General features: G+C 50.1%; 12 protein-coding genes and 1 pseudogene. 8 read left to right on the top strand and 5 right to left on the bottom strand.

What is annotated here, in order from left to right; translation table 11 throughout:
- The 8 genes and pseudogenes from ACLUYS_RS06480 to ACLUYS_RS06445 all read left to right on the top strand — a co-directional run.
- A partial coding sequence (locus ACLUYS_RS06480) for an electron transfer flavoprotein subunit alpha/FixB family protein (protein WP_412659419.1) occupies positions 1–811 on the top strand: 811 nt, incomplete at its 5' end.
- Positions 812–1024: 213 nt separating this feature from the next.
- Positions 1025–1864 (top strand): 3-hydroxyacyl-CoA dehydrogenase NAD-binding domain-containing protein, encoded by an 840-nt coding sequence (locus ACLUYS_RS06475; RefSeq protein ID WP_230267898.1) that lies wholly within the window; start codon positions 1025–1027, stop codon positions 1862–1864.
- 236 nt (positions 1865–2100) lie between these two features.
- The gene (locus tag ACLUYS_RS06470) at positions 2101–2880 is read left to right on the top strand and encodes an enoyl-CoA hydratase-related protein (RefSeq protein WP_230267899.1); all 780 of its coding nucleotides are present in this window, start codon (positions 2101–2103) and stop codon (positions 2878–2880) included.
- Between the two features lie 15 nt (positions 2881–2895).
- Positions 2896–4445: pseudogene (locus tag ACLUYS_RS06465) on the top strand (acyl CoA:acetate/3-ketoacid CoA transferase).
- Between the two features lie 788 nt (positions 4446–5233).
- Positions 5234–6844, top strand: a complete 1611-nt coding sequence (locus ACLUYS_RS06460) for an alpha-amylase family glycosyl hydrolase (protein ID WP_412659418.1) — start codon at positions 5234–5236, stop codon at positions 6842–6844.
- Positions 6845–7176: 332 nt separating this feature from the next.
- Complete coding sequence (locus tag ACLUYS_RS06455) at positions 7177–8274, top strand: threonine aldolase family protein (RefSeq protein ID WP_412659417.1); 1098 nt, start codon at positions 7177–7179, stop codon at positions 8272–8274.
- Positions 8275–8605: 331 nt separating this feature from the next.
- Positions 8606–9412, top strand: coding sequence for a threonine/serine exporter family protein (locus ACLUYS_RS06450; RefSeq protein WP_230267374.1), 807 nt, complete (start codon positions 8606–8608; stop codon positions 9410–9412).
- Positions 9409–10140 carry a threonine/serine exporter family protein gene (locus tag ACLUYS_RS06445; protein ID WP_412659416.1) on the top strand — a complete coding sequence of 244 codons (732 nt, stop codon included), beginning with the start codon at positions 9409–9411 and terminating at the stop codon, positions 10138–10140. Before ACLUYS_RS06450 ends, ACLUYS_RS06445 begins: the two co-directional genes overlap by 4 nt.
- Positions 10141–10239: 99 nt before the next feature.
- Here the strand turns inward: ACLUYS_RS06445 and ACLUYS_RS06440 are convergent, their stop codons facing one another.
- The 5 genes from ACLUYS_RS06440 to ACLUYS_RS06420 all read right to left on the bottom strand — a co-directional run.
- Positions 10240–11352: a metallophosphoesterase gene (locus ACLUYS_RS06440; protein WP_288338876.1), complete on the bottom strand. Its 1113-nt coding sequence runs from the start codon at positions 11350–11352 to the stop codon at positions 10240–10242.
- The gene (locus tag ACLUYS_RS06435) at positions 11349–12107 is read right to left on the bottom strand and encodes an alpha/beta hydrolase (RefSeq protein ID WP_230267380.1); all 759 of its coding nucleotides are present in this window, start codon (positions 12105–12107) and stop codon (positions 11349–11351) included. Before ACLUYS_RS06435 ends, ACLUYS_RS06440 begins: the two co-directional genes overlap by 4 nt.
- A gap of 5 nt (positions 12108–12112) precedes the next feature.
- Positions 12113–13312, bottom strand: a complete 1200-nt coding sequence (locus ACLUYS_RS06430; protein ID WP_230267381.1) for an ATP-grasp domain-containing protein — start codon at positions 13310–13312, stop codon at positions 12113–12115.
- A 106-nt stretch (positions 13313–13418) separates the two neighbouring features.
- A complete protein-coding gene (locus ACLUYS_RS06425; RefSeq protein WP_230267383.1) occupies positions 13419–13937 on the bottom strand; it encodes an NUDIX hydrolase in 519 nt (172 codons plus the stop codon).
- A gap of 344 nt (positions 13938–14281) precedes the next feature.
- On the bottom strand, positions 14282–14547 hold a 266-nt coding region (locus tag ACLUYS_RS06420; protein WP_412659415.1), incomplete at its 5' end, for an N-acetylmuramoyl-L-alanine amidase.

Below are 14547 nucleotides of genomic sequence, written 5' to 3'. Positions count from 1 at the left end.
GTTCTACACAGACGCTCTGACTCAGGTTATTGAAAAATTCAAACCTTCGTCTCTGCTGACCGGCGCTACCGTTCTCGGCCGCGACCTTGCACCGCGTGTTGCTGCACGTATCAACGCAGGTCTGACCGCTGACGCTACCGGTATTGAAATTGGAAAGAACATCACCCTCGGCGGCGGCGCTGCTGCTCGTCAGATCCCGGATGATGACGCTCTCCTGCTCGTTACCCGTCCTACATTCGGCGGTAACCTGTTCGGTACAATCGTTTGCCCGAATACCCGTCCGCAGATGGCGACCATCCGTCCGAAAGTATTCGACATGGCAAAACCAGATACTTCCCGCAAGGGCGAAGTCGTTGAATTCACTCCAGAATGGAACGACACAGAAGCTGCAGTTGTTGTAGAAGGCATCGAACCAAAAGAAGCTGCCGGTGTAGATATCACCAAATGCGATATCCTCGTTGGCGTTGGCCGTGGTGCTGAAGGCGCTCTGCCTCTTTGCGAAGAACTCGCAAAACTGCTCGGCGGTGAAGTTGCCGGAACCCGTGCTGCTGTTGAAGACGGCTTCCTGGCTAAAGAAAGACAGGTTGGTCAGACTGGTAAAACCGTTCGTCCTAACCTTTACATTGCCTGCGGTATCTCCGGTGCCGTTCAGCATGTAGCGGGCATGGAAAAATCCGATTACATCATCGCGATCAACCGTGACCCGGAAGCAGAAATCTTCAAAATTGCCAACCAGGGCTATGTTGGAACCGTTGAATCCGTTCTGCCGGTTCTGATTGAAGAAATCAAAGCGATCAAAGCTGCGAAGTAATAAACCTTTCTCTTCTCCATACGGTACGTTCGTACCGCATGGATCTGCTTCGCTCTTTATATGACGTACGGATTCATCTTTTCGGATCATCCGTACCCTCAGAAATTTCAGACACAGAAACTCCCCGGCCGTTATGGCCTGGGAGCCTGTCGTCTTTGTTCTCATTATCGGACGGCGATCGATGACCGTCCCTGATCAAGGAGAGTAAAAAACATGAAAAAAATTGGTGTAGTCGGCGCTGGAACCATGGGCCAGGGCATTGCAAACGCATTTGCATCTGCCGGCAATAAAGTTACCGTCGTTGACGTTAAAAAAGAATGGGCCGAAAACGGCATCAACAAAATCTGCGCTGGCAAGGACAAACTCGTTGCCAAAGGCAAAATCACTCCGGAAGCTGCTGAAGCTGCAAAAGCCAACCTGGCTGCCGGCGTTTACGAAGATCTCGCTGACTGCGATCTGATTGTTGAAGCTGCTCTCGAACAGATGGCTCTGAAAAAAGACGTATTCTCAAAGCTCGATGAAATCGTTAAAGACGATGCCATCTTCGCTACGAACACTTCTTCTCTGTCCATCACAGAAATCGCTAACGGAATCAAGCATCCGGTAATCGGCATGCATTTCTTCAACCCGGCTGACCGCATGAAACTCGTAGAAGTTATCTCTGGCGCCAACACTCCAGAAGAAGTAAAAGACGAAGTTATCGCTACAGCCAAAGAAATTGGCAAAACACCGGTTGAAGTTAAAGAAGGACCTGGATTCGTTGTTAACCGCATTCTGATCCCGATGATCAATGAAGCTACCGGCATTCTTCAGGAAGGCCTCGCTTCTGTTGAAGATATCGATACCGCTATGCAGCTTGGTGCCAACCACCCCATGGGACCTCTGGCTCTTGGCGACCTGATCGGTCTGGATGTCGTTCTGGCTATCATGAACGTTCTCTATGACGAAACCGGCGATCCCAAGTACCGTCCGACAACTCTTCTCAAGAAGATGGTTCGCGCTGGCAAACTTGGCCGCAAAACCGGCGAAGGCTTCTACAACTACAAGAAATAAGCGCTTTGTCATCAAAGGGGGAGACGTTCGTTTCCCCCTTTCTTTACCTTTTCTTTCTCTGTAATCCCCGCATTACAGGGTTCAAATTTTACCGTAAACCATATACTCGCTCAAATTATTCGGCCTGAAGCCGCGCAGTTTTTCTCTTTCAAATTTTTGCAGACGGTTTCACAGGTATGGATCTGTTTTCAGACTGTCCTGTTTTCGAATACTGAGCCGTGAAGAAAGGATCAATCATGGATAAAGTACTTCTCGAGAAAAACGGAAACGTTGCTCTGATCACCATCAATAACCCGAAAGCGCTCAATGCTCTTTCCACTGAAGTTCTGCAGGATCTCGAAGCTGCAGTAAACGACGTTAAAAACGATGACGAAATCCGTGCCGTTGTTATTACCGGTGCTGGAAACAAATCGTTCGTTGCCGGCGCAGACATCGCCGAAATGAAAGACAAAACCGTAGAAGAAGCTGCTGAATACGGCGCCTTCGGAAACAAAGTCTTCCGCATGATCGAAACCATGGAAAAACCAGTGATCGCTGCCGTTAACGGCTTCGCACTCGGCGGCGGAAACGAGCTGGCTATGGCCTGCGACATCCGTCTTGCTGCTGATACCGCTGTATTTGGTCAGCCGGAAGTCGGCCTGGGCATCACTCCGGGCTTTGGCGGAACCCAGCGTCTGGCTCGCATCGTTCCTGTCGGCATCGCTAAGGAAATCATCTACACCGCTCGTAACATCAAAGCGCCGAAAGCCCTCGAAATTGGTCTGGTAAACGCTGTATATCCAGCCGAAGAACTCATGGCAGCTGCTATGAAGATGGCAAACGGCATCGCGAAAAACGCTCCAAAAGCCGTTGCTGCGTCTAAAGCAGCGATCAACGAAGGTCTCAACGAAACGATGGATGAAGGCATCCAGACCGAAGTAGAAAAATTCTCCGGATGCTTCGCAACCGAAGACCAGAAATACGGCATGGACTGCTTCCTTAACAAAGTCAAAGACAAACAGTTCCAGAACAAGTAGTCAGGAGGACATTCAATGTCGAAAGTTATTACTCCAGCTCAGGCAGCGGATCTCGTTAAAGACGGCGACCGCATTGTCATGAGCGGATTTATTGGCATGTGCCATCCGCAGGAAGTAACGTATGCCATTGAAAAACGCTTCCTCGAAACCGGGCATCCAAGAGATCTTGATCTTCTTTTCCCGACAAACGTCGGTGACGGAACCGACGCGCTGGGCATGAACCATCTGGCACACGATGGACTGCTTCGTTCCATCGTCGGCGGACACTGGAACCTGGTTCCTGCCCTGCAGAAACTCGTTACGGAAAATAAGGTTCAGGCCTGGAACCTGCCGATCGGTACGCTGGCACAGCTTCTTCGTGAAATCGCCGGCAACCGTCCAGGCGTAATTACCAAAATCGGTCTGAACACGTTTGTCGACCCGCGTCTGCAGGGCGGCAAAATGAACGATGTCACCAAGGACGATCTCGTTGAACTGATGGTTATCGACGGAGAAGAATATCTCCGCTACAAATCGTTCAAGAAGATCAATGTCGGTGTCATTCGCGGAACTTATGCGGATGAAAACGGTAATATGACCATGGAAAAAGAAGCTGCCTTCCTGGAAGCGCTGGCTATGGCTGAAGCCGTTAAAAATACCGGCGGTATCGTCATCGCTCAGGTCGAAGACGTAGTAGCGAACGGAACGCTCAATCCAAAAGATGTCAAAGTACCTGGAATTCTGGTGGACTACATCGTAAAAGGCACTCCGGCAAACCACTGGCAGAGCTATCTTGATCCGTATAAACCGGAATTCTCCGGACAGATCAAGCGTCCTCTGGATGCCCTGGAACCCATGCCGCTGAACGCGCGTAAAGTTATCAGCCGTCGTGCGGCAATGGAACTTACGCCAAACGCGATCGTGAACCTGGGTATCGGTATTCCGGAAGGCATCGCCAATGTCGCCAACGAAGAAGGCCTCCCTGGTCTGAAAATGACCGTCGAAGCCGGAAACATCGGCGGCGTACCAGCCAGCGGCGTAGGCTTTGGCGCCTGCACCAACCCGGAATGCACCATCGATTCGCCAGCCATGTTTGACTTCTATGACGGCGGCGGACTCGATCAGGCTTTCCTCGGTCTGGCGGAATGCGACAAACCGGAAACATCAACGTTTCCCGTTTTGGTCCAAGAATCGCGGGCTGCGGCGGATTCATTAACATCACCCAGTCCACTCCGGTCGTTGTCTTCTGCGGTACATTCACTGCCGGCGGTCTGAAAGAAAAAATTGGCGACGGCAAGCTGGAAATTGTCAACGAAGGACGCATCAAGAAATTCAAGGACAGCGTAGAACAGGTTACGTTCTCTTCTGAATTTGCAAAGAAAGCCGGACAGAAAGTTCTTTACGTTACTGAACGTGCCGTATTTGAATTGAAGGACGGCGTATTCACCCTCGTCGAAATCGCTCCTGGCGTTGACCTGCAGAAAGATATTCTCGATCAGATGGAATTCAAACCGGCGATCGCGGAAGATCTCAAGCTCATGGATGAGCGCATCTTCAAGGATGAGCCCATGGGCATGGTGAAATAAGCCTTACCTAACCCAATCTTTATGAAAAAACGAACCTCTGGATTTTGAAAACAATCCAGAGGTTTTTTGTGTGGTGGAGTGCAGGACTTTGGTTACGCGTTTTTCTGTGCGCGTTTTCAAGCATCTTTCCTGTCTGTAAAAATAAGTCCCAGACAATCGGCATAGGATTTCGAAAGGTTTCACGTATGCCGAAGCCCCGGAATTCGAGTAAGTCAGGGAGCGAAATGCTTTGAAAACTTGCTTTATGGATTTGGCTAAATTAGGGATCTGAACAGAGGAAGGTGTCTGTAAACGCCCAATAAGAATGCCCTTACAGAAGCGGGAAGGGAAAAGAAAACTCTTCGGCAAAAATCGGGAATACATCGGCATTCGATCGAATATTGTCGCATTTCTAAATAACTGTCCGGATTTTCTAAACAGAATTGAGGATATGTCCCTTATACGCAAACGGAGTGATTCATGATTCTTTAAGAACATCAGGTATAATGAAAATATCCGAAGTTCAAAGGATCAGCGCGTTTCGACAAGCCATCGTTCTGCAAAACGGCGCACAGATTCTGGTCAGAGCTTTTGGAATCCTGTTTTTATTCCATATATGTTAGGAAGAGACCACCCGCTTGCCTTGCTTTTGCGGGTGCTTTATAAAGAATTACCAGTACTTGTAAATCACATTCAATTTTGTCTGTTCAAATATGAGGCCTCAAACAAAAAAGACGATCGCTTTTAACAACTGGATCCGGAAAGATCCATTCCATCTTGTTTACGGCCTTCAGACCAGGGGGACTTTCATGAAAAAGTTTTTAATGGCGGCCCTTTCTACGGCACTTCTCATCAGTGCGGCAGGCTGCTCGAATCAAACGAAAGAAGAACCAAAGGTGACCGCCCTCAGCGTAATGGATACGGTCAACTCGAAAAATATCGTAAATTCCGAAAGCGACATGCGCCTTTGGTATCAGGTGAATCCGGCGCTGTTTACAGACCGGGCGACCGGGGCGGCCGGAACCATTTCCAGCATTCTTACCGATATCGAATACTTGTCGGACGGCGACATGGAGACGACTAACGATCTGAACATGAGCGGAATTCTGCTGACCAATCTCTTTGCGGTCGACGACCAGAACGCGCCAAAGGATTTTGTGACGATCGATCCCAATCTGGGAATCGATGACGATCTCTCTTCGCTTTGCAATCGCGGAGCAAGTCTGAACCTTCCGGTTATGGTTTCTCTGGAAATCGGCTATATTTCGCAGGAAAATGCGGATTTTAAAGCCATGTGCGATCTTGTGAATCAGAACCCGGATCATGAAGATCTCTTCAGTCTGAACCCGGATCTTTTCGACATGTTCTTTATTGAAAAGGACCACGGCGGACAGGACGGCTGGACCCAGATTGGAACAACGGCCTACTATTACCGTTCTCTGCCGCAGACATCCATTCCAAAACTCAACATGGGCAATATCAATGTCCGTGTACAGCTGCAGACCGGACTGCGCCATCTGATCAATCTTGGTGTCAGTGGGTTCTACATTCCTGATTTTGATGCCGTATTCGGTGAAAACCAGGAACAGGGCGCGGAATTCATGACCTGGATGAGCGAAAGCGTACAGGAAATGAACCCGAACGCCAAAGTCGTTTATTCGTATACAAACTGGAACGATGCGCTTGCGCCGATCCCCGCCTACAGTGCCTGCAAAGAAGGGGAAGGCGCACAGGGCATGATCGGCAAAGCCGTAACCGGTGCGATTCCAGCCAAGGATCTTGGTCTGTGGCTCGAGTCGGCGGGTAACCAGTCCAACGGAATGAACGCTTCCTTTATCAATTCCGACCAGAATTCTCTCGATCTGCTCAAAGTGAGCAGCCGCCTGCCGCAGTATAAAATGGCGCTGGCTTTGCAGATTATGACCAGCGGGCAGATCTTTATCCTTTCCGGCGATGAACTCGGCCTGACCAGTGAACAGACCGATCTGATTGTTGACGCTATTGAAATGCCGAAAGAAGACGAAGAAGAAAACACCGATTCCGAAACCAAAGGACAGGAAATCGATCTCGAATTCGGCTCGCTTTCCGAGCAGAAAGCGGACGGAAACTCGATTCTCAATTTCGTACAGCAGGCGATTAAGCTGAGAAACTCCTGGCTCGCCATTTCCGAAGGCACCACAACGTGTCTGCAGGATCTGTCCACTGATCAGGTTCTCGTTCTCGACAAGCGCCAGTCCAACTCGGAAGCGGTTCTGGTCTTCAACCTCTCTTCCAAAGAGGCGACGGTGGATCTTTCTTCCGTAAAGATCAACAGCCTGCCTGCGGAACTGGGCGGGGAACTGCTGACGGGCACTTCTCCCGTTACGCTTGAAAACAACATTCTGACTCTGCCGGCCAATTCCATGGCGCTCCTGAAATAAAAGAGGACAGCAGGAAAACAGGCAGGAAGCCAGAAGAAATTATTCGCAGCGAAAAATCGGACCGATTTTCAAAAGGAAAGCAGATGGCCAGATCGACATCGAACAGATCTGGCCATTTCTTTTGTCTGCACCCATGATATGTCGGACGAACGATGGTTTTTGCATAAAGATTCATCCAAATGGATGTCCATTTAAATCGTACAATTCTTAGAATCCGATTTCGTAAGGGGAAATTCGGAAAATCATGTCGGCATACGGCGGTTTGCCGTTATAATTTGACTGACATCACAGCAATTTTTTAGCTGAATACCAATGGGAAAAAGAGGGGACTTATGTTATTTTTTCGAAACGATTACGGTGAAGGCTGCATAGAGCCTATTCTTGACCTGCTTAAACAGGCCAACGACGAATCCAACCCTGGATACGGCACCGATTCTTATTCCAAAAAGGCAGCCGAACTGATTCAGTCCAAACTGCCAGACGTACCTTCCGATATTCATTTCGTCGTTTCGGGTACGCTGACCAACATTGTCATGATTCGCCGCGTTCTTCGCGACTGGGAAGCCGTACTTTCGGTCGATACCGGACACATCATTGAACACGAAGCCGGCGCGATTGAAGCGATTGGTCACAAAATTATTTCTGTTCCAAATTCCAATGGAAAAATGACCGCCTCGGTTCTGGAAAAGACCGTTGAGCGCATGCGCAAGGATCCAAACTATCTGATTGAACCAAGACTGGTCTACATTTCCAACGCGACGGAACTCGGTACCGTCTATACAAGACAGGAGCTCGAAGCGCTGAGTGCTGTCTGCAAGAAAATGGGTCTGTATCTGATGATGGACGGGGCTAGACTCGGCGCCGCACTGATGAGCGGCATTGACTACTCTTTGAACGATATCGCCAAATGGGTCGATATTTTCTCGATTGGCGGAACGAAGAACGGTGCGCTTTTTGGAGAAGCGGTCGTTGTCGTCAATCCGGATCTGCGTCCGTATTTCCGCTACGTAGCCAAGCAGTCCGGAGCCATTTTAGCCAAGGGCTGGCTGATCGGCATGCAGTTTATCGGTCTGTTTGAAAACGACGCTTTTTACAAGAACGCGGGCTACGCCAATAAGCTGGGTGCGGAAATTCAGAACCGTGCCATTGAACTGGGCTATCCGCTGTTCATGAAGACGACGACGAACCAGATTTTCCTTGTACTCAACCGTTATCAGTTTGACTATCTGCGCGATAAAGTCGATTTTGAAATCTGGACATACTGGGATGACAACGTAGTTATTCGTCTGGTCACCAGCTGGCATACCTCGCAGAACGATGTCAAAACGCTCTGCCAGTATCATGAACTGGCCATGAGCCGCTCCCGCCGCAATGACGAAGCCGTTCTGGCTGCCGAAGCGCAGGAAGAAACGCCTGAAAAAAGCCTTTAAGCCGACTTTATCGAAGTAAGGTATTGCTCATCTGATTATCAATTCATATCGCAAGTTCATCTGGCCGTATGGAAGCTTTTGCTTCTGTACGGCTTTTTCCATATGTGCAGGATCTCGTTTACGTTGATACAGATTGTACGGAAAAGCCGCACCCTGCGGCTGCGGATCCGGCTGCGTATACGATTTTCGCTCTCGGACCCGCAGCCTTTTGAACGCCAGGGAATCCCGGTTGAAGCCGAACGTTCAATCGGCTATCGTAGAAGAATCTTCTTTTTCCGACGGGCGTAAAACCGCCCGCGAAGGACCTGGCATGAAAAGATAGGAGCGGGTGATGGCGATGAAAGAAATACGAGAGTGGAGAGAGTGGGAAAACTGGCTGAATCAGGCGGAAAAAAGCGCGAACTGCGTCCTGAAAGCCGGGGTTCTGCTCATGTCTTCGGGTGCCGAGGTGTACCGCGTGGAAGAGACGATGAACCGTCTTGGCAATTCGATTCCCGGCGTCGACAGCAGCGAAAGCTACGTCATGGTTACGGGAATTATCTGCTCGGTGGAAATGGGCGGACAGACTGTTACGCGAATGGCCCGCATTCACGACACGTCTCGAAATCTGCTGGTGGTCAGTGCGGTCAATGAACTGAGCCGAAAAGCCGAATCGCATCACTATACGTGCGATCAGCTTCTCGAAAAAATCGAAGCGATTGAACATCTTCCCGATTATTCGTCAGGCTGGAAAGCGCTGTGGGGCGCGATTGGCGCCGCGGGCTTCTCCCTGTTTTTTGGCGGCGGATTTTATGAGCTGGGCTTTGTTTTTCTGATCGGTCTGATCGTTCGCTTCTTTTCCGTCGTCTGCGAAAAGATCCACATCAACAGCTATTTCGTAAACATGTTTCTCGCCTTTCTGACCGCGATTCTGGCGGTACTGTTTCATTGCCTAGTTCCGGAAGCGTCGCAGGATATTATGATCATCTCTTCGATCATGCTGCTGGTACCGGGTCTGATGATTACCAACGCGCTGCGCGACTCGGTTATGGATGAACCGCTCAGCGCCGTCGTCATTTTGATGCAGGCCGTACTGATCGCCTGCGCCATCGCCATCGGCGTTCTGATCGGTCTGTACGTGATGGAGGCACTGATATGAACGAACTGTTTGTCAAATGCCTCTGGGAAGGCTTCCTGGGCGCCGGACTGGCCACAATGGGCTTTGGCGTCCTGTTCAACGTCCGCTCGAAAAATCTTCTGCTGGCCGCTTTAACGGGCGCTGCAGGCGGTGTGGTCTATATTGCTCTTTCTTCTCTGAAATGGCCGGAAGGTCTGGCCAATTTCATGGCAGCCATGGTGATCGGCACACTCGGTGAAATTTTCGCGCGCAAATGTCGGACGACGGTGACGACCTTTACGGCTCCCGCTCTCATTCCGCTCGTTCCTGGAGGAACCGCGTACGAAATGATGGTGCAGTTTGCGACCGGAGAAATCGCGACGGGCATTACCAAGCTGATCTCCATGCTATCCATATCGGGAATGCTGGCGATGGGCATTCTGGTCGTTTCCACACTCACCCGCTTTTTCTTCTATTCCAAGCGACAGGTGAAAAAAACGCATGAAAAGCTTATGCGCGTCCAGCAGCAGCTGGCCGGTCAGGGAATTCGTCCAAAGACGAATGTACGCAAATCGGCTGCAGCTCTTATAGACGACGAAAAGTCGAAGGACGCGGGCGGATCAAACCCATGCTGCCCTGTGATTCCGGAAAATGAACTGGATCAAAATGTCTCCAATGCAAAAGAAAGGCATTTTCGGGAAGAGGATTTTCAGACATCCCAATATAAGATTCCTGAATTCAAAGACTCTTCCTCCAATTCCGACAACTGATTTACTCCATGCAATACCACTTGCCAAGTAGCCGTCCAAAGAACGTGAAAAGCCGCTTCGAAACGCGTCGAAGCGGCTTTTGACTGTTTATAGACAAGTTCAGCTGAGATCGAGTGGTCTGGCTTTCTGCTCTTCGCTCAGTTCCAGGTTGGAAATGTCCGTCCAGCCGAGAATGCTGTTTTTCTTGATCTGCGCCTTATGACCCCAGACGTTGACGAGATGAACGGTTTCGCCGGCATTGAGCGGCATTTCGTAGTTGGTGAAATTGCTGCCTTTGCCGTCGACGAGAAATTCATTGTCGATCCAGAAGCGGCGGTGCGCTCCCGGGGAATAGACAAGCGACTGCTTCTCGCGTTTTTCTAGAATCTGCAGCTCGGAATCCGCCCATGTGACATAATACGGCGCAAAGTTTTTCGGACGGGTCGTCCGTACGGCTTTGACCCGGTCGAGCAGATCGTCGCTGACGGTTTCCATATAGTTGCGGCTGATGATTAAAGCGTTGAGCTGTCCGGCAATTTTCACTGCGTTGCCGCCGTCGATGGAAATAATGTTTTTCTGATATTCGAGGCGTACAGAAAAATCGGCGCGTCGATGACAGTATTCGCTGACCGGCATATGACCGACCACGACGATATGGGAAAAGTGATGATCTTCTTCCTCAAAGTGATAGCGGGTCATGACATAGCGGAAATCGTCCGCGATCGTCTCTTCGTTTTCGATGCCGGAATGGGCAAAAATGTACGTCGGGGTAATAAGCACATGCGGCAGATCGTTCAGAAAGGAAAGCTCCTCTAAAAAGCCTTTTCGAATCGTGGCCGCCCACGAATTCATATCCTGTACGTCTTCAAACGGACCAAGATTCAGCTTTGCGGCCATTTCGTGAATCAGCGATTCTTTTCGGTTGGTTAAGACCTTTCGCAAATAGTCCAGACGATAGGAATACAAAACGTTTTTGGCTACAAAATCGCAGTTTCCCATGATCGCATACACTTCCGGATACTTGGACAGTTCCATGATGTGATGCAGAATGTCGAGATTCTGTGTTCCTTTTTCTACGAGATCGCCAAGGAGAATCAGCCGGTCTTCTCCCGGTTTGTACGAGCATTTTTCGAGCAGTCGTGTAAAGAGGGTGTCGTTTCCGTGCAGATCGGAAATGACGATGGTCCGTCCGTCAAAATCGGGCAGATGACGGATTACTGGCTTGCGGTTCATGAAACCAGAAACCTCAGAAAGGAATCCGCCAGACTTTCCCATTCCGCCTCATCGTGTTCGCCCAGAGGTTTGACATGAAATTCCATCCTGACGCCTTTGGAAAGCAGAATGTTGGCCAGTTCCGTCAGGCAGGCCGTTTCTCCGACGAACTCATGCGCGGTATTGCCTTCTCGTGCACCCCAGGAAAGATAGAGAGAACTCGGCGAGTGAATGTAAACCTGATCGGCACAATAGAGAAGACTCGAATCGCAGGGCAGAACGTACGGGGACAGAGCCACGGCTTTGGAGAAAACGGACGAGCAGGTGCACAGGGCGTAAATTGCCATCAGGCCGCCGCAGGACGAGCCGCCGATCCATGTGTGCCGGCGATCCTTGCGGGCAGGGAAGTGATGGTCGACGTAGGGCTTGAGCGTATGGAGAATGAAGTCCATCGTCGCATCGCCTTTTCCGTCAATGCCTCCGCCAAATTCAGCATCATAAAAATCGAAGGGCGCGTATTCGGAAAGCCGCTCATTGCCTTCGTGACTGCATTCGATCCCAACGACAATAATGTCCTCTTCAAGGGCGTACAGATGGTTGAGCAGCCGCCACGAGCGGCCGTAGGTCGCATCTTCGTCGAAGAAGAGATTGTGTCCGTCAAACATGTAAAGGACCGGATAAGTTTTGTGACTGTTCATGTAGTCATCGGGCAAATACATGTGAATAGTCACATCGCGCTCGAGACTGCTGGAATAAAGATCGTATTTAATAATCATGTCGGTTAATCGTTTTTCGCAAAGGAGTCGATGAAGAACTCATTTCGCCTTTCAGGGGTAGTAAAACGCGCTTTGATCGTTACGTCACCCATTGCGCTCGCAAACGCAGGCGGAAGAACTTCTACGCCAATCAGTTCGCTGGCGTACTTGCTCATTAACATTTCTACCGAATTGAGATAGTTTACGCCAGTACGACGGCCGACAAAACCGGCCGAATACGGCGCGGTAAGGTCCATCTCAATCGAAGAGCCTAAAGTGACCTGCGCCCACAGACGGTAAATATCCTGATCGAACGAATAGTTGATCAGATCCGGACAGAAGCCGCCTGGCGGTCGGAAGTTCATTTCCAGCGCGCAGAGATCGCCCTTCTTTCCAAGGCCCGGCTGATCTTCGGTCAGTTCAAAGTATTCGCCGTGGAAAAAGCGGCTCTTAATGCCGAAGGCGTCGATCACGCTCTGCGCGATTGCGGCGCGTTCTGCGGGAATAGCAAAGTTGTAGTACGTTCCGATCGAATCGTGATTCTGAACGGAGTCCATGCAGTTGGAAACGTAGGACATGCCGCAAAGAAAGCGGATCTTTCCGTTCTTGTCGGCCAGACCGTCAAGGGTTGTAACATTGCCGGCGACAAACTGCTCGAGAATCATCTGCATCGACAGATGTTCGGCTTCCTGCCAGTAGCGTTCGAGCTCTTCCGGATTATGGATGTGCCAGGTATAGCTGGCGCCGACGCCATGATCCGGTTTTAAAACCAGATTGTACCCGTGTACCTCAGCAAAGCCGACCGCTTCTTCATAGGAAGTCGGCAGGATGTAGGGCGCCGTAGGGATGCCGGCTTTTTCGTAATACGCCTTCATGGCGGCCTTGGACTGGAATTCTTCAACCTGTGCCAGACTGAAGCCGGATTTCACGTTGAAATCGTCGCGCAGTCTTGCGTCCAGATCGAGCCAGGCTTCGTTGTTGGATTCGATCCAGTCGGGCTTGCCGTACTTGCAGGCGAAATAGGCGACGCCTTTGTACACTTCCGAATAGTTGTGAAAGGAAGAGACGCGATAGCACTCGTCCATGTACGCCTTGAGTTCCGGCTTGAGCGAATCGTAGTCCGTATCGATAATGCCAAGAACGCGAGCGCCCATTTCTTTCAGGCCCCGGCAGAACATCCAGTAGCTTTCCGGGTAGTTGGGGGAGATGAAAATAAAGTTTTCCAAACAGGGTTCTCCTCTCTTGTTCTCTCTTTTCTTAATCTTTCTTGTCTGATTTCTATATTGCCTTGGGAAAAAGAACAGGCTGCCTCAGCCTGCAGCGATTGTGAGGTCAGCGTTTTGTCCGTTTTCTTTCCGTTAAAAGAATGCCGATGATGGTTTTGGCATCATCGATTTCCCCATTTATAACCATTTCCAGCGCTTTATCGAAATCCATCCAGAACAGATGAATTTCCTCGTTTTCATCCGGATCCAGCCGGTTTCTGGCCGCTCTGGCGTTCTGTCCGAGATAGACGTGCAGCTTTTCGCTGTCGTAGCCGGGGGTCGGATAAAAGGAACAGAGCTTTTCCAGAGGATCGCAGACATAGCCGGTTTCTTCGTTAAGTTCGCGCATGGCCGTCTGTTCGGGTGTTTCGCCCGGATCGATCATGCCAGCGGGAATTTCGATCATGACCTCTCCGGATCCGGCGCGATGCTGCCGGACCAGAAGAATCTGGCTGTCTTTTAATGCGACAACGGCGGCACCGCCGACGTGACGGATCACATCGCGTTCGACTTCTTTTCCATTGAGGAGCATGCCGGTTTTGATCAGCGAGAAAATGGGTCCCTGATAGATCGTTTTTTCGTCCATAACTGCCTTTCTATCTGCTCTTTTCCTGAAACGGACGGGCTGTCTAAACTGGGCAGCCGGTCCGTTTTGCGGGGGAATTTGTTTTGCGCAGAATTGATTTCAGGATCCGAATGCTGATTATACAGAATGCAGACCGTGCACAGAATACCGGTTTGCGTTTTCTTTTTTCTCAGCCAGGGAATTTCTGCTGTTTTTCATTTTAAGTACTTTTTGATGCGTTGTTCATCCTTTCTGATTTTCTTTTGTACATAAGGCAGATTTTCGTAAAAAAAGCCGCAGGGAAAGGGATTTCCAAAAATCCCGTTTTCCCTGCGGCGTATGGTCTGAGGATGTCATTGAATAGGTCAGTCGACGGTATCGAGGAAGGCCTGCGTAATGGCCTGGGCGATTCGCGTCTGGAACTTGGTATCGCTCATGCGTTCATAATCCTGCGGATTGGTAATGTAGCCGACCTGAAGCAGAACGGCGTTGATGTCATCCGACTTTAAAATGGGGAAGGAATCGTAATGATCGGTATCGTGCCCTTCATAGCGCGAGTAGCTGATCCGCTCCATTTCTCTGGCGATTTCTCTGGCCAGATCGTTGAGAACCGGCTTGTCGGGTCTTGTAA

Origin of the sequence: Allobaculum sp., assembly GCF_047010065.1 — a bacterium.
Taxonomy (GTDB): domain Bacteria; phylum Bacillota_I; class Bacilli_A; order Erysipelotrichales; family Erysipelotrichaceae; genus Allobaculum; species Allobaculum fili.
The sequence above is the reverse complement of the archived record's forward strand: the minus strand, read 5'-3'. Positions and strand labels throughout refer to the sequence as shown.

Coding starts and splice junctions, on each gene's coding strand:
- ACLUYS_RS06475 (WP_230267898.1), top strand. CDS start 1,025: ATGAAAAAAATTGGTGTAGTCGGCGCTGGAACCATGGGCCAGGGCATT.
- ACLUYS_RS06470 (WP_230267899.1), top strand. CDS start 2,101: ATGGATAAAGTACTTCTCGAGAAAAACGGAAACGTTGCTCTGATCACC.
- ACLUYS_RS06460 (WP_412659418.1), top strand. CDS start 5,234: ATGAAAAAGTTTTTAATGGCGGCCCTTTCTACGGCACTTCTCATCAGT.
- ACLUYS_RS06455 (WP_412659417.1), top strand. CDS start 7,177: ATGTTATTTTTTCGAAACGATTACGGTGAAGGCTGCATAGAGCCTATT.
- ACLUYS_RS06450 (WP_230267374.1), top strand. CDS start 8,606: ATGGCGATGAAAGAAATACGAGAGTGGAGAGAGTGGGAAAACTGGCTG.
- ACLUYS_RS06445 (WP_412659416.1), top strand. CDS start 9,409: ATGAACGAACTGTTTGTCAAATGCCTCTGGGAAGGCTTCCTGGGCGCC.
- ACLUYS_RS06440 (WP_288338876.1), bottom strand. CDS start 11,352: ATGAACCGCAAGCCAGTAATCCGTCATCTGCCCGATTTTGACGGACGG.
- ACLUYS_RS06435 (WP_230267380.1), bottom strand. CDS start 12,107: ATGATTATTAAATACGATCTTTATTCCAGCAGTCTCGAGCGCGATGTG.
- ACLUYS_RS06425 (WP_230267383.1), bottom strand. CDS start 13,937: ATGGACGAAAAAACGATCTATCAGGGACCCATTTTCTCGCTGATCAAA.